This window comes from Pedobacter polaris (assembly GCF_005116505.1).
Classification (GTDB): Bacteria; Bacteroidota; Bacteroidia; order Sphingobacteriales; family Sphingobacteriaceae; genus Pedobacter; species Pedobacter polaris.
Window position 1 is genome coordinate 189,653 of the sequence record NZ_SWBR01000001.1, and the last position, 20,103, is coordinate 209,755.

The 20,103-nt window shown below is 33.8% G+C and carries 20 protein-coding genes; 13 read left to right on the plus strand and 7 right to left on the minus strand.

The features are described from left to right. Positions 1–5: 5 nt before the first annotated feature. From porM to FA048_RS00915, 5 genes are all read right to left on the minus strand, one after another. Positions 6–1,541 carry a type IX secretion system motor protein PorM/GldM gene (gene porM, locus FA048_RS00895; RefSeq protein ID WP_136838119.1) on the minus strand — a complete coding sequence of 512 codons (1,536 nt, stop codon included), beginning with the start codon at positions 1,539–1,541 and terminating at the stop codon, positions 6–8. Positions 1,542–1,575: 34 nt separating this feature from the next. Beyond that, positions 1,576–2,385: a type IX secretion system motor protein PorL/GldL gene (gene porL, locus FA048_RS00900; RefSeq protein ID WP_136838120.1), complete on the minus strand. Its 810-nt coding sequence runs from the start codon at positions 2,383–2,385 to the stop codon at positions 1,576–1,578. A gap of 39 nt (positions 2,386–2,424) precedes the next feature. Continuing rightward, a complete protein-coding gene (gene porK / locus FA048_RS00905) occupies positions 2,425–3,762 on the minus strand; it encodes a T9SS ring complex lipoprotein PorK/GldK (protein ID WP_136838121.1) in 1,338 nt (445 codons plus the stop codon). 240 nt (positions 3,763–4,002) lie between these two features. After that, positions 4,003–4,773, minus strand: coding sequence for a uroporphyrinogen-III synthase (locus FA048_RS00910; RefSeq protein ID WP_136838122.1), 771 nt, complete (start codon positions 4,771–4,773; stop codon positions 4,003–4,005). Positions 4,774–4,789: 16 nt separating this feature from the next. After that, positions 4,790–5,707, minus strand: coding sequence for a DUF4271 domain-containing protein (locus tag FA048_RS00915; RefSeq protein WP_225872443.1), 918 nt, complete (start codon positions 5,705–5,707; stop codon positions 4,790–4,792). Between the two features lie 151 nt (positions 5,708–5,858). Here FA048_RS00915 and hemW point away from each other — a divergent pair, with 151 nt between their 5' ends. The 7 genes from hemW (at position 5,859) to FA048_RS00950 (ending at position 12,423) form a co-directional block, all read left to right on the plus strand. Beyond that, the gene (gene hemW, locus FA048_RS00920; RefSeq protein ID WP_136838124.1) at positions 5,859–6,989 is read left to right on the plus strand and encodes a radical SAM family heme chaperone HemW; all 1,131 of its coding nucleotides are present in this window, start codon (positions 5,859–5,861) and stop codon (positions 6,987–6,989) included. Between the two features lie 191 nt (positions 6,990–7,180). Continuing rightward, entirely contained in the window at positions 7,181–7,879 is a 699-nt protein-coding gene (locus tag FA048_RS00925) for a sterol desaturase family protein (protein WP_205943405.1), read from the plus strand. Beyond that, the gene (locus FA048_RS00930; protein WP_136838126.1) at positions 7,869–8,654 is read left to right on the plus strand and encodes an SDR family oxidoreductase; all 786 of its coding nucleotides are present in this window, start codon (positions 7,869–7,871) and stop codon (positions 8,652–8,654) included. The genes FA048_RS00925 and FA048_RS00930 overlap by 11 nt, the downstream gene beginning before the upstream one ends. A 106-nt stretch (positions 8,655–8,760) precedes the next feature. Beyond that, positions 8,761–9,312 carry a fasciclin domain-containing protein gene (locus FA048_RS00935; protein WP_136838127.1) on the plus strand — a complete coding sequence of 184 codons (552 nt, stop codon included), beginning with the start codon at positions 8,761–8,763 and terminating at the stop codon, positions 9,310–9,312. Positions 9,313–9,509: 197 nt separating this feature from the next. Beyond that, positions 9,510–10,391, plus strand: coding sequence for a cupin-like domain-containing protein (locus tag FA048_RS00940; RefSeq protein WP_136838128.1), 882 nt, complete (start codon positions 9,510–9,512; stop codon positions 10,389–10,391). Between the two features lie 81 nt (positions 10,392–10,472). Further along, entirely contained in the window at positions 10,473–11,087 is a 615-nt protein-coding gene (locus tag FA048_RS00945) for a sugar O-acetyltransferase (RefSeq protein WP_136838129.1), read from the plus strand. Positions 11,088–11,151: 64 nt separating this feature from the next. Beyond that, a complete protein-coding gene (locus tag FA048_RS00950; protein WP_136838130.1) occupies positions 11,152–12,423 on the plus strand; it encodes a DUF5690 family protein in 1,272 nt (423 codons plus the stop codon). On the opposite strand, the gene FA048_RS00955 is transcribed toward FA048_RS00950, so the two are convergent. Beyond that, complete coding sequence (locus FA048_RS00955) at positions 12,420–12,845, minus strand: YybH family protein (RefSeq protein ID WP_136838131.1); 426 nt, start codon at positions 12,843–12,845, stop codon at positions 12,420–12,422. The two genes, FA048_RS00950 and FA048_RS00955, sit on opposite strands and share 4 nt — an antisense overlap. Before the next feature lie 63 nt (positions 12,846–12,908). Here FA048_RS00955 and FA048_RS00960 point away from each other — a divergent pair, with 63 nt between their 5' ends. The 6 genes from FA048_RS00960 (at position 12,909) to FA048_RS00985 (ending at position 19,305) form a co-directional block, all read left to right on the plus strand. Then, positions 12,909–13,775 carry a carbohydrate kinase family protein gene (locus FA048_RS00960; protein ID WP_136838132.1) on the plus strand — a complete coding sequence of 289 codons (867 nt, stop codon included), beginning with the start codon at positions 12,909–12,911 and terminating at the stop codon, positions 13,773–13,775. A 1-nt stretch (position 13,776) separates the two neighbouring features. Next, on the plus strand, positions 13,777–14,166 hold the full coding sequence (locus FA048_RS00965) for a ribosomal maturation YjgA family protein (protein ID WP_136838133.1): 390 nt from the start codon (positions 13,777–13,779) through the stop codon (positions 14,164–14,166). Between the two features lie 231 nt (positions 14,167–14,397). Further along, positions 14,398–15,498 carry a vWA domain-containing protein gene (locus FA048_RS00970; protein ID WP_136838134.1) on the plus strand — a complete coding sequence of 367 codons (1,101 nt, stop codon included), beginning with the start codon at positions 14,398–14,400 and terminating at the stop codon, positions 15,496–15,498. Between the two features lie 101 nt (positions 15,499–15,599). Next, complete coding sequence (locus tag FA048_RS00975) at positions 15,600–17,084, plus strand: P-loop NTPase family protein (RefSeq protein ID WP_136838135.1); 1,485 nt, start codon at positions 15,600–15,602, stop codon at positions 17,082–17,084. Positions 17,085–17,136: 52 nt separating this feature from the next. After that, on the plus strand, positions 17,137–18,396 hold the full coding sequence (locus FA048_RS00980) for a metallophosphoesterase (protein WP_136838136.1): 1,260 nt from the start codon (positions 17,137–17,139) through the stop codon (positions 18,394–18,396). Positions 18,397–18,411: 15 nt separating this feature from the next. Further along, complete coding sequence (locus FA048_RS00985; protein ID WP_136838137.1) at positions 18,412–19,305, plus strand: UbiA prenyltransferase family protein; 894 nt, start codon at positions 18,412–18,414, stop codon at positions 19,303–19,305. A 102-nt stretch (positions 19,306–19,407) separates the two neighbouring features. Here the strand turns inward: FA048_RS00985 and FA048_RS00990 are convergent, their stop codons facing one another. After that, positions 19,408–20,097, minus strand: a complete 690-nt coding sequence (locus tag FA048_RS00990; RefSeq protein WP_136838138.1) for a response regulator transcription factor — start codon at positions 20,095–20,097, stop codon at positions 19,408–19,410. Positions 20,098–20,103: the final 6 nt, after the last annotated feature.

The window sequence follows — 20,103 nt, forward strand, 5'->3', positions numbered from 1 at the left end:
ATTTTTTAGTTTACGGTAAATACCATTGAATTTAAAGTTGGCGTACGTCCATCTGGCATTTGAGCAACAATATTATCAATATAAACAACCGATTTAAATGGCAAATTCGACAATGCAGCTTTAGCTTGTGCATTAAAATTGTCGCCTTGGCAATAATAAACTTGGGCATCTTGACGTGGTCTAACAACAGTTACATTAAATTTAGTAACTCTTGCTTTGATATCAAATTCAAAATTTTCCAAAACTGCTAAAACTTGATTTTCTCTAGCTAATAAATTTCCAGAAATAATGCCGCCCATTTTACCTGCAAATTTAGCGGTCGGATTAGGCACTGCTTTTACCCTAAACTTATTTGTACCAAGGTTAAGCGACTTTCCGGCAGCACTAGCAGATACACTAATTGACACTTCCTGACCAATCATTCCACCACCTACATTTACCATAAATCTACCTGCAGAACCGGAGATTGAACCTCCAGACATACTTGCTTTAATGCTTTCTAAAGAAAAGCCTGGAGCCGATATAGAGAATGGATTTGGAATACCCGCATAAATTACATTTAAATTGGTTGAAGAAACAGTAGCTGATGGTTTTGCAACTTGGTAAGTGATCGGCTGAGTTTCATATGTTTTCACTTCCCCATCCGCTTGTTTAACTCTAATAGTTCCTTTCCAAGTAAATGAACCAACGCTTCCAGTTCCACCAGTATAAGTACCAACCCCATCTTTTACATTTAATGAGCTACCCCCAACGGTAATTTCTGGGTTTGATTTAGAATCACTTGCAGTTAAAAATACTTCAGCTTTATAAGGTTGACCTTGAATTACATAACTTCCAGAAGGTACTGCAACGGCTTTAAACCTATCTAAAGTCATTTGTGTAGGATTTAATTCTCCAAAAATTTTCTTAACAATCTCTGCTTCAGCATTTTGAACGTCAGACTGAATTTTTGTTAATATGGTATTTGCCGCAGTTAATGGAATTCCTTCACCAAAATTCACATCCTCCCATTTTCTTCCACCATTAGATTTTTTAGGATCTTTGGCTTCTAATGAAAATGAAACATTTCTACGATCTTTTGGGTCAAGTAAAGCAATTAATTTTGCGCGTGTATCATTAATTTTAGCTTTTAATTTTTCGCCTTCTTTTTTATTAATCATGATATTACTAGAAATATCTTGATTATCTCTTAAAACGAAGTCCCCAGTTTCTGGATCAATACCCTCACCTGCAGTTTTAAATTCATCTTTTAATCTTAAAATGTCTTTATTCAACTCATCTGCGTAAGCTTTAGCCTTTTGGGCTTTATCCCAAAGTGGTTGGGCACGTTCTGGTTTGTTCTTTAATTCTGTATTTTGGAATGTGCTAAATACCTGATCTAAGCTATTGCTTACACTAGTTTTAGAATCATCCAAACTATCGTTAATATTCTTAAACGCATTTAAGATTGTATCTGAAACGTTTAAGGCAAGCATTGCTAGCAACACCAGATACATCATGTTGATCATCTTCTGCCTTGTCGTTTCTTTTCCTCCAGCCATGTTTAATTAGATTTTAATGCCGATTAATAAATTACTAATTAGTACGTGGTTGGTTCATCGCTGTTAACATATTGCCGTATATAGCATTTAATGACGACAGGTTTTTCGCTAATTTGCCCACTTCTTCTTTAAACTGTTTCGAATCTTCCATAGATTCATTGAAATTATTCATTGTTAATGATAAGTTCTGATAGAATTTATTCATTGATTTTAAATGAGCACTAGAGTCTTGTAGCTCTAATTCATAAACAGCATTTAAAGCCGATAAATTTTTAGCCAAGTTATTTACTTGATCATGGTAAGCTTTAGAATCTACATTGCTTTCTCCCATCTCTACCAATTGAGCTGTTGCTTTACCAAAAGCATTGCTTAAGTTATCAAAGCTAGATGAAGCAGTTTTTACTTTACCAGTAAATTCGTTCGTTGCAACCGCAGCATCAGTAACGTTTGAAATTGTTGCTACTTTATCGCCAAAAGTACGTAAACCAGAACCAAGGCTTTCAATTAATTCAGGGCCAATTTTAGCATCTTCTAACATTTTATCTAAAGCTGCCGAAGAAGAAAAACCAGATCCACTAGTTGGTCTTGCAGAAGATTTAGGTAACTCTCCTGTAAATCCATTCGCTAATTCTGGATACACCCTTTCCCAAGGTAATTCGGGTTCAGGTGGGAAGAAGGCTGTAACGGCAAATAAAATTGCTTCGGTTACTAGACCAACGCCAATTATATAATTTGCATACACTCCACCTAAGTGTAAAATTTTCCCTAATGCTCCTAAAATAACTACACTCGCTCCCAATGAAATTGCGACGTGTAACCACCCTGGTTGTCCTTTTGCTGCCATAATCTTTAAAAATTTGTTTTTGGTTGTTTTAGTTGTTGTTTAATTTAATGCATTACCAGGGAAATCTGATACGCAACGGAAACCAATGTAAGATCTTGCCTTATCTTGATATTCATAAGTTCCTACTGAGTTTTGAAGGAAGAAACCCATATCTTTCCATGATCCACCCCTAACTACCTTTGCGCCTTTAGATGTATTGGTATAATTAGGACTGAAATCTAATAATAAGCTTGTTGCCGATTTATTGTAGGCACTGATCGTCCATTCTGCAACATTACCAGCCATATTATACAAACCATAGTCGTTTGGTAAATATGCTCGAGCATCTACCGTGTATAAACCACCATCATCTGTATAATTACCCCTACCTATTTTAAAGTTAGCTTGTAAACAACCTTTTGTATTTTTAATATATGGGCCACCCCATGGATATTTTGTTTGCGTTCTTCCGCCCCTTGCTGCATATTCAAACTCTTGTTCAGTCGGAAGTCTATACCTCAATCTACCATTTTCAGGCATTTTTCTAGCTGCAGCTATATTTCTGTATAATGCAGTTCTCCAATGACAAAAGGCATTAGCTTGCTCCCATGTTACACCAACAACTGGGTAAGTATCATAAGATGGGTGATTGAAATAAGCATCAACCATTGGATCATTTTGTGAATAAGAAAAGTCTAACTTCCAAACTAAAGTATCAGGGTAAACACTCACTGAAGGATGCTCATTTGCCTTACCTGGAGTTGGGTTATCTGTGTAAGATTGAATATAGTCTTGTCTAGTAGAATTTGGATTCTGTCTACCAGCAGCCTCTAAATTATGATCTAGATAACTATAAGCATATCTAAATTTTCTAATGTCAAATTCGTTTCTACCCGGTAAAGCATCATTTCCAGCATAATACATATTTTGTAATCTTGCTTTAAACGCACTATTTCTACCCCATAGCACTCCACCATTTCCTATTGCTTTCCAGTTAATATTATCCTGGCCTGTTACGGCAGTTGCTCCAGCAGCTGTTGGTTGCGGTTTATAAAGCGTTGGTGCACCAGATCTTCCTAATGAAGTAACGGCTATTGAATCTCTTACCCAGTTTACAAATTGTCTATATTCTGCGTTAGTAATTTCGGTTTGATCCATATAGAAAGCTGGAAAGGAAGTCATTCTGCTACGATTTCCCTCGTAAAAAGTTTGATCTTCATCCGTCATTCCTATCAAAGTTCTACCCGGCGGAATAAAAACCATGCCTAATGGAATAGTTTTATTCTTAAATTTTCTGTTGTAGGCCCCTACTAGCTCTCCAGATTGGCTTCCATTCTTGGAACAGCTTGCTAAAAAGCCACAAACAATGAAAAAACTAAAAAGGTATATGTTTCTCATAAAGTCATTTAAGCAGTATCGTAATAAATATAATAACAATTTTATCGAATATCCCTGACATATACAATTATTTGCTTAAATAAATGCACAGCGGCAAATTTAAACACTTTCTCGTTAATAATCCACTTTAAATTAATGAAAAAAAATTGCTTATTAATTAATATAAACAGAAAGAAAAATTATATCATCGAAAGCCTAAAAACTAATAGGGATGTGAGCAAGATTCGGGTTATAAAAAAATTACTTGTTAGACTTTTTGATATAATTTTCTATAGCCATAATCATAGACGGAGCCTCTGGGCTTGGCGCTGCAATATCAACAATCTGACCTGCATCAGTTGCTGCTTTATGGGTATTTAAACCGAAAGCTGCAATACGGGTGTTGTTTTGCTTAAAGTTTGGGAAATTAATATAAAGGGATTGAATACTCGATGGACTAAAAAATGCAATAACATCATAAAAAACTTCTGCTAAATCAGAAAGATCGCTCACTACAGTTTTAAATAAAACTGCTTTCACAAAATCGTATCCATTTTTTTGCAAAAAATTCATTGTATCCTCTGTAGCAACATCAGAGCAAGGGTAAAGAAATTTTTCAGAAGCATGTTTTTTCAAAACCTCTGCTAAGTCAGAAGCTGTTTGCTTGCCAAAAAAGATCTTTCGTTTTCTATATTGAATGTATTTTTGAAGATATAAGGCTGTTGATTCCGAGATACAAAAATACTTGAGATCTGCAGGCACTTCATATCTCATTTCTTCACAAATTCTAAAGAAATGATCAACTGCATTACGGCTAGTAAATACAACAGCCGTAAATTCTGCCAAATTAATTTTGTCTTTTCTAAAATCTCTAGCAGGAACACCCTCCACATGAATAAAAGACCTAAAGTCTATTTTCAAATTGAACTTTTTAGCCAAATCAAAATAAGGCGACTTCTCTGTTTCGGGTTTTGGTAAAGTGATCAGTATACTTTTTACTTTACGTAACCTATCTTCGTTCATTTCCTGCATTTTAACTAATTACCTCTTAAAATCCTATTGCCTTGATTAATATTAATATAGGGCAAATTTCGAGGGTGCAAAAGTACAAAATTAAATAGACTTTTGAAAACCTATAATGAGATAAAATATTTATTCCTGCCCTTATAAACTGAAAAATAAAAATTATTGCTAACAAAACTATGGCAATAACGATATAATAGTTGCCATATTTAAGCGGAGACAATGCAAATGCAATTACCAGCGGGATAAACAACAACGAGGTATTAAAATAACTTAAATATAATATAGAAACATATTCATTTACTGGTTTCTGGACATTAAATACAAAACCAAGTAATCTTAGTAATAAGATTTTTAATACATATAGCATAATTATACCAATTGAAATGGAGACGAAAGATTGAAATCCATTAGCAATTTCGTTTAAGTTTTGATACTGCGCCACTAAATAAAAGAACATTCCAATAACAAATCCGAATTGGATAAATAACAATAAGAATGGCCATGAGGTAAACAAATTGTCCTCCTTATTTAAGTTGCTTAAGGCTCTATTGCTAAAAAACGATTGTATTATTGAAAGCAACTGCTTCGAAAATATACTTTTTAGCACCGCAAAAACAACCATTAAAAACCCTATAAATGCTAAAATCCAAACTTCTCCTTTTGGCAGTTTAATACCTTTTTGAAAAGTAGCACCACTAACAGATTTCAATAAGAAATTCTTTGTTAGTAATTCAAAATCAAGCTTTGGGTAACCAAATCCTTTACTTAAACTATCTGCAATAAGAGTTTTGGCTAAAGAATCTAAAGGCCTTAAATTCTTTGGTGTAATTGTATCAATTACTTTTATAGGTACAATTAGTGCAGAATCTAAACTATCTATATTCAAACTATCCTGCAAGCTATCTATATTCAGAGGGATTTGTTGTGCCTTAATTGGCAAAAGAAAAGTGCATGTGCACAACACTACAAGTAGTAAAACCCTTTTATACATCCTTAAATAAGTAGCAACTATAAATTATAATCAACACAAATTTACTGCTTTATTATTTTGTTTTCCTAAGGTGTAGCCTCAATTAAATTATCTTTGCGCAATGGCCGGCATATACATCCATATTCCTTTCTGTAAAAAAGCATGTACTTATTGTGATTTTCATTTTACCACATCATTAAAATACGCTGATGAAATGGTAGATGCAATCTGCAAAGAAATTAGGCTAAAAAAAGATCGAATAACAGAACAAATTGGTAGTATTTATTTCGGTGGCGGAACACCTTCAGTGCTTTCTTCAGCTGCTCTTGAAAAAATCTTTAATACGCTCATTAGCTGTTTTTCTGTATCGGCAGATGCGGAAATAACAATAGAAACAAACCCAGATGATCTTGATGCAAAGAAAATAAGCGAACTAAGAAAGTTGCCGATTAACAGATTCAGCATTGGTATTCAATCTTTTTTTGAGGAGGATTTGGTTTGGATGAATAGAGCACACAATGCCTCAGAAGCAGAAAGTTGCATCAAAAGAAGTCAGGACGCAGGGTTTGAGAACCTTAGTATCGATTTGATTTATGGTTATCCGTTATTGACCGATGAGAAATGGTTAATAAATATTCAAAAAGCTATTGATTTGCAAACCCCTCATATTTCGGCCTATTCGCTAACCGTTGAAGCAAGAACAGCCTTAGCAAATGCAATAGAAAATGGAAGACAAAATGGATTAAGTGACGATCAAAGTGCCTCCCAGTTTATTATATTGACTGAAAAATTAGCTAAAGGTGGATTTGAACATTACGAAATTTCAAATTATGCGTTACATGGCAAATATGCTGTTCATAATACAAACTACTGGAAAGGCATCTCGTATTTAGGTATAGGGCCTTCTGCACATGGATTTGATGGATATAATCGATACATCAATATCGCTAATAATGCAAAATATTTAGGTGTTCTAGCAGATCATAAGTTGGCAGAAACTGTTGAAGAGCTTAGCAAAGCTGATCGATTTAATGAGTATATTATGACTTCTCTCAGAACAATGTGGGGAACAGATATTGAAAAAATTGGGAGAGATTTCGGCGAAAATTATGTAGTTGAAATCCGTAATCAAATAGAGCCATTTATTGAAAAAGGCCAGCTTGCAGTAGAAAACAATATTGTAAAGCTCACTGGTCAAGGCAAGCTATTTGCAGATGGTATTGCGGCAGGGCTTTTTACAGAAATTGAGTAAAATTTTCTAAAGCATTTTACGTATTTTTGTATTTCTCTATTCTCAAAATCATGACTTGGCAAAATTTTCTAAAATACATTTTTGACGTTGGTACTCGATACTTTTTAATTGCCGGAATTGCCTTTCTCGTCTTCTACGTTTTATTTCATAAAAGGTTTAGCGGCATTCGTGTTCAGTCTAAAATGCCCAAAATGTCTGATCATAAAAGAGATGTTTTCTATTCTATTATAACCATTGTTATTTTTGGCGCTTTACCAGTAATTTTTTTAGAAAATGATAGAATAAGACCATATACACAGCTTTATCAAAACGTTGATGATTTTGGCTGGTTTTATTTCATAATCGCTTTCCCCTTAATGGTACTTATTCATGATGCATATTTTTATTGGACACATAGAATGATGCACCACCCAAAATTATTTAAGCTTTTTCATTTAATTCACCACAAATCTACTAGTCCGACACCTTGGACAGCTTATTCTTTTCATCCTTTGGAAGCGGTTGTAGAAACAGGGATATTTGTTGTAATTATATTCATCATGCCATTCCATCAAATTCATTTGGCAGTATTTTTTACCATTGTTTTCGTATACAATGTATATGGGCATTTAGGATATGAGCTCTTCTCTCCAAAATTCCATAAAAGTCGTATTGGGAAATGGGTAAGTACCGGAACCGCACACAATATGCACCATCAATTTTTTAAAGGCAACTATGGTTTGTATTTTCTATTTTGGGACAGATGGATGGATACCTTGAGGCCAGAATATGATAAAAAATTCGGCATTGCAAGTTCAAAATCAGAAATGGCACCTGAAGGAAAATCTGAAGAAGAACAAATATTAGAAGCCGATGCACTTAAACACTCTCCAGTAGCAAATGAAAGATAAAATTGTTTGGATAACTGGTGCTTCATCTGGTATTGGAGAAGCTTTGGTTTATGCTTACAATAATCTGGGCGCAAAACTGATTATATCTTCACGTAATACCGATGAACTTTTTAGAGTTAAATCGAACTGTAAAAGCCAATCTAATGTTAAGATCTTATCATTAGACTTAGAGGATAGTGCTTCCTTAACTACCATAGCAAATGAAGCAATCAAGATCTTCGGAAAAATAGATTTACTGATCAATAGTGGTGGCATTAGTCAGCGAAGCTTAGCCATGGATACTGATTTAGCTACTGAACAACGTTTCATGAACATCAACTTTTGGGGAACAGTTCTGTTAAGCAAGGCAGTTTTACCTCAAATGTTAGCTCGAAATAGCGGTAGTATTGTTTGCATAAGTAGCCTAGTTGGTAAATTTGGCACACGTTATCGCTCTTCCTATTCGGCTTCAAAACATGCCCTGCATGGCTATTTCGATTCGCTTCGCATAGAGATCGACAATCCAAATATTCACATCATGTTGGCTTGCCCAGGCTTCATCAAAACAAATGTTACCATAAATGCTTTAACCGCAAATGGATCAGCCCAAGGCACTATGGATGATGCTCAAAACAATGGAATGCCCGCCGAGGTCTTTGCTCAAAAATTAATAAAGGCCATTAAAGCTAAAAAAGAAGAAGTTTACATCGGTGGCAAAGAAGTTAATGCTGTTTTGCTCAAAAGATTTTTCCCTAATCTATTTTCTAAAATCATTCGGAAAGCAAAAGTAACCTAACTACTCTAATAATTAATTGATAATCAGTTAAGTTAAAAAAAATTTAACTTTTTTCAATCCGATAGTTTTTAATCTGCGTATCTCTCTTCATAAAACTTAAAAAATTATGAAAAGAATATTATTATCTGCAATTGTCGTAGTAGCTATGGCATTTACAACTCAAGTTCATGCGCAAAAAAACCCTATGGTTGGGGGCGCTGCAATGTATCCAACAAAAGACATCGTTGACAACGCTGTTAATTCAAAAGACCACACCACTTTAGTAGCCGCTGTTAAAGCTGCTGGCTTGGTTGAAACTTTAAAAACTACTGGACCATTTACGGTTTTTGCTCCAACAAATGCTGCATTTGATAAACTCCCTGCAGGAACTGTAGACATGTTGGTTAAACCAGAAAATAAAGCAACTTTAACTAAAGTATTAACTTATCATGTGGTTGCCGGTAAAATGGGAAGTAAAGAAATTGCTGCTGCAATTAAAGCGGGTGGCGGTAAAGCAGAATTAACAACTGTTCAAGGTGGTAAACTTTGGGCATGGATGGAAGGTAAAAACTTAATGTTGAAAGACGAAAAAGGTGGAACATCTACAGTAACTATTGCTGATGTTTTTCAAAGCAATGGCGTAATTCATGTTGTTGATACTGTTTTAATGCCAAAATAATAGTTAATTATCCCTATTAACTTATAGCAAAAGCGTTCTAAAATTTAGAGCGCTTTTTTTATGTCTTATTTACATCAAATTATCATAGACTTAACATTTCTGAGATTAATCATATTTTTTTTAAATATTAATTTACACTTTTGTGTAGGTAATTGATTAAACAGTATTATTGCCTAAAATTTACTTTATCGCACATTATGAGCTTTATTTTAAAACCTGTTGATACCGTAGAAACGATTAGCCCAGAAGATTTTAAGAAGAATTATCTTGATGCTAGAAAACCACTAATTATTAAAGGATTAACAAAAGATTGGCCAGCTCGTGAGAAATGGACAACTGATTACTTAAAAGAAATTGGTGGAGATATCGAAGTTAACTTGGTTGATAATTCAAAGGCAGACCCTACAAAACCAATCAATGCATCCATTGCGAGCATGAAGTTTGGAGATTATTTAGATCTTATTAAAAGAGAGCCTACAGAATTACGTATTTTCTTCTTCAATTTATTTAAGCATGTTCCAAGCCTAATCAATGACATTAAAATTCCAAAAGATTTAATGGGTGGTTTTATAGAAAGCATGCCGGCAATGTTCTTTGGTGGTTCTAACTCTGTTACCTTTTTACATTATGATATAGATTTGCCTCATCTTTTTCATACACATTTTGGTGGAAGAAAGCATATTATTTTATTTGACAACAAATGGAAGAAACGCCTTTATTGTATTCCGAACGCTACTTATGCTTTAGAGGATTATGATGTTGCAAATCCAGATTTCGAAAAATTTCCAGCTTTAAAAGGAGTTGAAGGTTATGAAGTTTTTTTAGAACACGGCGATACTTTATTTATGCCAACTGGAATGTGGCATTGGATGAAATATGTTGATGGTTCATTCTCTTTAAGTTTAAGAGCCTGGGATGCTTCGTTAACTAGAAAAGCTGCAAGTGTATTTAATTTAGCAGTTAAAGGCGGCGTTGATAGTTTATTAAAAATGGCTTTTAAGGCGCCTTATGCGCAATGGCGTGAAAAATTAGCGGTTAAACGTGCAGAAAGAGCATTAAGAAACGGAGATCCAAAATAAAACTAAGTTTAATTTAAAAAACGCATAAATTAAGCGGGATATCTATACTGATAATCCCGCTTTTTAATTTAATAATTATAAATGGAGTCAAAAGTTATAACAGAAAAAGAAAAAATGCTTGCAGGCAAAGCTTATCAAGCTAGTGACGCTGAACTGTCTAAAGAAAGATTGAAAGCTAGGGAGATTGTTTTCGAGTTTAACAACTTAGCTCCAAAATTCATCAAACAAAGAAAAGAATTACTTAAACGGTTATTTGGTAAAACTGAAAAGATGTTTTATGTAGAACCTCCTTTTAGATGTGATTATGGTTATAATATCGAGATTGGTCATAATTTTTATGCAAACTTTAACTTGGTGATACTAGATTGTGCTAAAGTAAGTATAGGCAACAATGTTTTTATTGCGCCTAATGTTGCCATTTACACAGCAGGTCACCCTATTCATCCACATTTAAGAAACCAAGAATATGAATGGGCGCAACCAATTACTATAGGGGATAATGTTTGGATTGGTGGAAATGTTGTAATTAATGCAGGTATAAAGATTGGTAATAATGTGGTGATTGGTTCTGGAAGTGTAGTTACTAAAGATATACCTGATAATACTTTAGCAGTTGGCAACCCCTGTAAAGTTATTCGGGAAATTACCGAAGAAGACAAAGACTTCTATTATAAAAACATTAGACTTGGGGTATAAAAACTGCCATTTATTTTTTATCAAATTTTACGACTATATTTCAGTTCTAAACCCAAAAAATTTGATGTCTACAAACTTTAGAATCAATCAACAGGTTAAAACTGGCTTGTATGCTGCAGTAGTAGTTTTTTTAGCCTACACTATGATTTTTGGTTTTCGAAAATCTTTTACCGTTGCCACTTTTGATGGATTAACCATAGCGGGTTACAGCTATAAAACAGTATTGGTAATTTGCCAAATGTTGGGTTATTTATTGGCGAAATTTTATGGCATTAAGTATATTTCTGAATTAAAAAGAACGGGAAGGGGCAAAATCATTATAGTCTTAACAGCCATAGCTTGGCTAAGCTGGTTATTTTTTGCAATAGTTCCGCTTCCCTACAATATAGTTTTTCTATTTATTAATGGATTTCCTTTAGGCATGCTTTGGGGTGTTGTATTTTCTTATGTAGAAGGAAGAAGAAGTACAGATTTTATTGGTGCTACTTTAGCGGTAAGCTTCATTTTCGCCTCTGGATTTGTTAAATCTGTTGGTGCCTGGCTAATGGTGAATTTTGGCATATCTGAGTTTTGGGTACCATTTTATACAGGATTAGTTTTTTCCTTGCCTTTGATTCTCTTTGTGTATTTAATGGAAAAAATACCTGCGCCAAGTTTGGAAGATGTAAGTTATAGAGCAGAACGAATTCCAATGACAACTTTAGACCGAAAGAAGTTTATGAAAGAATTCTTGGGTGGATTAATTGCCTGTGTAATTATTTATTGCTTCGCTACCATATTTAGAGATATCAGAGATAATTTTGGAGCAGAAATGTGGAAGGAAATGGGTTTTTATAATCAGCCTGCTATTTTTTCGAAGACAGAAACACCAATTACATTAATCGTATTAGTGTTGGTTGGCAGCATGGTATTAATCAAAAACAATTTTCTTGCTTTAAAAACTGCTCATTATTTCATACTCATAGGATTTATTTTAGCCGGTGCTTCTACGCTACTTTTTATAACAAATGCTTTAGCCCCTATTTGGTGGATGACATTTGTTGGACTAGGTTTATACATGGTTTACATTCCTTTTAATGCCGTATTTTTTGATAGGTTAATATCCACTTTTAAATATGCTAGTAATGTTGGTTTTCTAATTTACATTGCAGATTCCTTTGGGTATGTTGGCAGTATAGGTGTTTTATTAAGTAAAGAAATTTTTAAAGTTCAGTTAAATTGGGTTACATTCTTTTCTAACAGCGTAGTTATTTTATCTGTTATAGGGGGTTTACTCACTTTATTTTCTTTATACTATTTCACTAAAAAACATAAGAAGATGAGCATAGAAAATTAACTGCTATGGTCTACTACAACTTTCCAAATACCATCTATTTTTCTAAGTATTAAAGTAAAATAACCTTTCAATTCACCCTTCTCTTGTTTAACATTCCAACTACCTAAAACAAAAGCTTTATCTTTTGTTAGAAAATCTACTTTCTTAATGCCAAAAGTAAGCACACCCATGGTTGCCTTATCAGGATATCCTTTTTTATAGTTCTCTAGGGTTTTTTGCCAACCATAAGTTGGTCCGCTTTTACCTACAAAAAGTAAACTATCATTTTTCCAGTAACCCTGCATATATGCTTCTATATCACCTCTATTCCAATCACTCCGTTGCTTTTCTAGTACATTTAAAATGTCTTGTTTATCTGTTGGCTTTTGAGCGTTTGCATTTAACGCAGCAATAAGAATAATAAAAAGTATAATTTTTTTCATGTTCAGAATTTATTCAAGTAAAAATAATGAATAAATTGTTCCTTTACTTTACATTTATTTTTTATGAACAAAATCGTAACTTCAATTGGTGAAATTTTATGGGATATTTTTCCTGAAGGCAAAAAAGCTGGTGGTTCATCTATGAATGTTGCTTTAAATTTGCATAAGCAAGGAATAAACAGTCAGTTCATTAGTGCTGTTGGCGACGATGAAAATGGTAAAGAACTAATTGATTTTCTTGCTTCAAATCATTTTCAAAGTAACTTATTACAAGTAAACTCATTGCCAACAAGTACCGTTGAAGTAACATTAGATGAGCAAAAGCAAGCAACTTATACAATTCTAGAACCTGTTGCCTGGGATGCTATATCACTTAATGATGATGTAATTAAAACAGTGAGTAATGCAGACGCTTTTGTGTACTGTTCATTAACTTGTAGACACGAAAAAAGCAAAAAAACCATTATCAATTTATTAAAATATGCAAAGCTTAAAGTATTTGATATTAACCTTCGTGAACCATTTTATACAATTGAAACGTTGGAGGTTTTATTAACAGCGGCTGATATTTTGAAAGTGAATGAACATGAATTGGTCTACTTAAAGAGAGCGTTTAACTTATCTGGAAACACAGACGAACAACTGCTAAAACAATTGAGTAATCAATTTAATATTCAAATCATTTGCTTAACAGTTGGCGAAAAAGGAGCTTATGTTTTACAAGAAAACAAACTTTACCACCACAAAGGTTATAAAGTTAAGGTTGCTGATACTGTTGGCGCAGGCGATTCTTTCTTGGCTACTTTTGTTGCCAGTTATTTAAATGGTTATCCTATTGATACTATTTTAGACAGAGCTTGTAAGGTTGGCGCTTTTGTAGCTTCACAAAAAGGTGCAAATCCAGCTTATAACGAAGAAGTTTTTAATTGATATGAGATTGAACATTGAGTTTAATAAAAAATATTTCACCATTGCTGTTTTGTTATTTCTTGTTGAAGTAATTATTGGTCTTTACGTTCATGACACCATTATTCGCCCATATGTTGGTGACGTTTTAGTAGTTATTTTATTATACTGCTTTGTTAAGAGTTTCTTTAATACTCCAGTTTTTATCACTGCAATTGCTGTCTTAATTTTTTCTTATGTGATTGAAACCTTACAATATTTCCAATACGTGAAGTTATTAGGGTTAGGGGATTCTAATTTTGCAAACATTGTGATGGGCAATTATTTTGCGTGGAACGATATCATTGCATATACAATTGGCATTCTGATGGTTTTGCTCTTAGAAAACAATTGGAGGGGTAAGAAAATTTACTAGGTTTTTGCGTTAGGGATTGTAGGGGTTCAGTACCAATTCTTATTGGTACCGTAGCGAAGCGAAGCCCTGAAAAGCCCGACCCTTGCGCAGCTTGGGAAACGCCCAATTCGGTTTTCGGCTGGTAGTTTCACTTAGTCTTTTATGCTTTAGTCTTTTCAGGTCAAATATGACACACGGCTTAAAATACTAAGGCACTAAACTTTTAACTTCGATAATTCGTTTATATAACACATGAGAGGTTTCGAGTTTTCTAAATTTTTGCCCAAGGATTTACCTAAAGGGGGTTTCGATGAATTGCTAAAGCTTTTTACGGAATTATTAAATTATACTGCCGGGGACGCTGGAGAGACTTTAGCTTGGATGAATGAATTAGACAAGCAATATAAATTTACCAATAACGAATATGGTATGGGTAATTTTATAGATGATTTGAAAGAAAAAGGCTATTTAAAGGACGAAAACGGTGAGGTTAAAATTACCGCTAAAACTGAGCAAACTATTCGCAAATCTGCATTAGAAGAAATTTTTGGCAAGCTAAAAAAAGCTGGCAAAGGGAATCATAATAGCAATATTTCTGGCATTGGAGAAGAGAAAAATGCCGACCGAAGAGAGTATTCTTTTGGCGATAGTTTGGATCAGATTGATATGACTGCCTCTATTCAGAATGCACAAATTAACCATGGCATTAACGATTTTACATTAACAGATCGCGATTTAGAAGTTGTGGAAAAAGATTACAAAACACTAACCTCAACTGTTTTGATGATTGACATTTCTCACTCTATGATTTTATATGGAGAAGATAGGATAACGCCTGCCAAAAAAACTGCGATGGCCTTGGCCGAATTAATCAAAACCAAATACCCAAAAGATACTTTAGATATTGTTGTATTTGGCAATGATGCTTGGCCGATAACCATTAAAGATTTACCTTATTTACAAGTTGGCCCTTACCATACTAACACCTTAGCTGGATTAGAATTGGCTACAGATTTATTGCGCAGGAGAAAAACTCACAATAAACAAATTTTTATGATTACTGATGGTAAACCAACTTGCTTAAAAGAAAACGGAAGGTATTATAAAAATAGCATGGGTTTAGATAGAAAAGTGATTGGAAAGACATTAAACATGGCTGCACAATGCAAGCGCCTAAATATCCCTATTACCACTTTCATGATTGCCCAAGACCCCTATTTACAACAATTTGTTCGTCAGTTTACTCAAGTAAATGGCGGTAGAGCATTTTACAGCTCATTAACTGGCTTGGGCGAATACATTTTTGAAGATTACATTAAGAACAGAAGAAAAACTTTTAGAGGAAAGGGTTAAAGGTTTTGGGTTAAAAGTTATGGGGCTCGGTACTTATGACTTCCCAACTTTAAATAAAAGACTTTGACCTATAACACACAACTCGCAACACGTAACATAATATGCAAGCAAAAACATTAGGCGAATTAAAAGCCAGTAATTATAAATCATTAAGTGTTAAAGATGAACTAAGAAAAAACTTAATCATTCAGCTTAAAGCAAAAGAAGAAGGATTTGAAGGTATTTTAGGTTACGAAGAAACAGTGATTCCAGAATTACAAACCGCAATTTTATCACGTCACAATATATTACTATTGGGTTTAAGAGGGCAAGCTAAAACAAAAATTGCCCGTTTATTGGTTAATCTATTAGATGAATATATTCCTTACGTTGCTGGAAGTGAAATTTTTGATGACCCATTGAATCCAATCTCATGGTTTGCGAGGAATGAAATTAATACAAAGGGTGATGATACAGCCATTTTATGGCAACACCGCAGCGAACGTTATACCGAAAAACTAGCTACCCCAGATGTTACTGTTGCAGATTTAATTGGAGATGTTGACCCAATAAAGGCTGCTACTTTAAAATTAACCTACAATGATGAACGTGTTATTCATTTTGGTTTAATACCAAGGGCACACCGCAGTATTTTTGTAATTAATGAATTACCAGATTTACAGGCTCGTATTCAGGTAGCATTGTTTAACATGCTACAAGAAAAAGACATCCAAATACGTGGCTTTAAGTTACGTTTACCATTAGATATTCAATTTGTTTTTACAGCAAACCCAGAAGATTATACCAATCGGGGTAGTATCGTAACTCCATTAAAAGACAGAATTGAAAGTCAGATTTTAACGCATTATCCTAAAACAATTGAGATTTCTAGAAAGATAACTTTTCAAGAAGCAAAACTTACTAAAGATCAGCGTTCATTAATTGAGGTGGATGGCTTGGTTAAAGATTTAGTGGAGCAAATTGCTTTTGAAGCACGTAAGAGTGAGTTTATTGATCAAAAGTCTGGTGTTTCTGCCCGTTTAACTATTTCTGCTTATGAGAATTTAGTTAGCAATGCAGAGCGAAGAATGCTGATCAATAATGAAGAGTTAACCTTTGTACGCTTAGCAGATTTGAGCGGAATTATTCCGGCTGTTACCGGTAAAATAGAATTGGTATATGAAGGCGAATTAGAGGGACCAGCAAAAGTTGCACATACTTTAATAGGCAAAGCAATTAAAAGTTTATTTGCTCGCTATTTTCCAGACCCAGAAAGAGCTAAAAAGAGCAAGACTGCCAATCCATATACAAAAATCACCGAATGGTTTACAGAAGGCAATACAATCGCAATAGCAGATGATCAAAATATAGCAAAGTATACAAAAGAATTAATGGCTGTTGATGGTTTACACGAGTTGGTTAAGAAGTTCCATTCAAAATTGAGCGAAAATCAAACTTTATTGTTGATGGAATTCGTTTTACATGGTTTGGCAGAACATTCTCAAGTAAGTAAAAATTACATTAACGGAGGTTTTGGTTTTGCAGATATGTTCGAAAGCCTTTTCAATGTAGATTTGGAAGACGAGGATGATGAAGATTTTAGATAGACTTGTAACTAAAATCTCATTTCTAATCTAACAATTAATAAATTCTTTTTTAATGCGTCAGTTAATTACTTTATCTATAATTTCCATTTTATTGTTAGCCTTCGATTTGTATTGTTACAAAGCGATTCTTTCTGTTTTTAAAAACTGGAAACCAACTACAAAAAAGTGGTTTAAAATTTCTTACTGGGCTTACACACTGCTTTTAATCATTGGTGTGTTTTGTTCAATTTATTTTAAAACGGTTTTATTTTTATCGTTAAAATCTATCATTCTAGTTGCGTTTTTCTTAACCGTGATTTGCAAATTCGTTTTATTGCCTTTTCTGATAATTGATGATTTGAGAAGATTAGTAATTAAGCTAACGAGGATAAGAAAAAAGAATGTAGTAGATTCTACTAAGGAAACAATTGCTGGAAATCCGATTAGTCGTTCTGATTTTTTAGTTAAAGCTGGCCTAATAACTGCTGCTGTACCATTAAGTTCTTTAAGTTGGGGGATTATTTCTGGGGCATATGATTATCAAATTAAAAGGGTGAAATTAGTTCTCCCTAACCTGCCTAAAGCTTTTGATGGAATTACAATGGCTCAAATTTCTGACATTCACTCAGGAAGTTTTTATAACAAAACTGCAGTCAAGGGTGGTGTTGAAATGCTGTTGGCTGAAAAACCAGATTTTGTATTCTTTACAGGTGACTTAGTTAATAACCTAACGAATGAGGTAAGAGAATACCAAGATATTTTTTCTAAAGTTAAAGCACCGCTTGGCGTATATTCTACCTTAGGTAACCACGATTATGGCGATTATCATTTTGGAAGAGAGAGTTCTCCTGCAAAAGTGAAAAACCTACAAGACATGATAACTACCCATAAAACCATGGGGTGGAATTTATTGATGAATGAAAACAGAAGGTTAAAAGTTAATGGAGAAGAAATTGGAATTTTAGGTATTGAAAATTGGGGAATGGGTCGTTTCCCTAAATACGGAAAGATGGAATTAGCTCATCAAAACACTCACGATTTGCCAGTTAAGCTTTTGCTTTCTCACGACCCTTCTCATTGGCGTGGTGAAGTTCTAGAAAAATATCAAGATATCGATGCGATGTTTAGCGGCCATACACATGGGATGCAATTTGGCGTTAAACTTAAAGATTTTCAATGGAGCCCTGTACAATATCTTTACAAAGAATGGGCAGGATTATATCGCGAAAAACAACAACAGTTATACGTTAATGTGGGTTATGGATTTTTAGGCTACCCTGGTCGTGTAGGAATTTTACCAGAAATTACGATATTTGAATTGAAACGGGCATAATTAAACCTGTTATACATGATTAAAAAGGCATTTTTTTCTATATTAGATTTTCTGCTTTTCAGCAATCTCTTTATTGCTTTCTGTGCCGTTGCGCAAGGCTTAGTCACTTATTATTTACTTAAGCTACAGCCAGATAAATATATACTGATGTTTGTGTTCTGTTCTACTTTGTTGGTATATAACCTAAGTATGTTATTATCAGAACCAAAAGAACCACAAAAATCTCCATTTAAACGGGTAAGATGGATTTTTTCGCATCATCGATTGATTATTTCCATTACCTTAATAGCAGCGCTCTGTATTATTCCGTTAGGTTTGTGGTATTTGAGTTTTCAATCTCAACTGCTAATGGGTTTTGTAGGCGTTATTGCACTGGCTTATAATTTTCCTTTTTTAAAACTTAATGATAAAAAGATAGGCTTAAGGAATTTACCAGGCATTAAATTGTTCTTAATTGCCTTTGTTTGGTCTATGAGCTGTGTACTCTTACCTATTGTACAGATAGAAAGTAATTTTGGTTTGTCGGTATCACTAGGTGCTACTTTACTATTGGTAGCCAAGCGTTTTCTATTTATTTGCGCAATAACAATTCCATTCGATATCCGAGATTTATTTCAAGATAAACTCTACGAATTAAAAACTATCCCAGTAATGTTAGGTGAAAAAAAAGCCTGGATTTTTTGCCAAGCTCTATTAATCTTATGTTTTATTTTATTAATCCTTTTTACAAAAGAATTTAACTTAAATGTTATTGGATTGGCACTAACTTTATTCCTTACGGGATGGCTAATCTTTAAATCAAATATTAAAAGAAATGAATATTTTTATTTCTTCTTTTTAGATGGAACAATGATTTTACAATGTCTAATTCTATGGGCATTTAGCTTTTTTCAACACATAGCTCACTAAGAAAAGCACAGAGTACTTAAAATTTAAACTTTATTGGTTATTAAATGAAGTAACTAAAATTTGTTAATTTTTCGGACCCACGCCATTCTACTAATTCTCTAATTAGCCAGCATTAAACCGATAGCCTATGCCACGTACAGTTTGCAATAATTGTGGGTTATCTGGATTAAGCTCAATTTTTTTACGCAGACGAACAATGTGCATGTCTAATGTACGAGTGTTTACATCAGAATTATAGCCCCAAACCACTAACATTAATTCATCACGATTAATTACTTTATTAGGGTTACGCAAAAAGTACAACAATATCCTGTTTTCTAAAATTGTCAACTCAATCTTTTTACCATCACGAAATAAAGTATGGATGTTTGGATGGTGCTCCATATTACCAAAACGATGAATTTCTGAACGATCGTTGTTAAGTAAGAATTTTACTTTGCTATCTAACATCGCTACCAAAACGTCCATATTAAAAGGCTTAGTAACATAATCTGACGCACCAAAATTATAAGCATCAATTTTATCTACATCTTGTGCTTTTGCAGTCATCATGATAATTAAACCTTCATAGCCTTGTTTACGCACTTCTTCACAAACTTCAGCTCCTTCTTTGCCGGGCAACATCCAGTCAAGCAAAACGATATCTGGTTTTTCCGTCATTATTGTTTCTACAGCAGTTAAACCATCGCTATTTTCTAGCACTTGATAAGCTTCCGCTTGTAAACGATGAACTACTAAAAAACGTAAGTTCTCATCATCCTCAACTATCAATATTTTAATTCCTTTAGACATATTTAT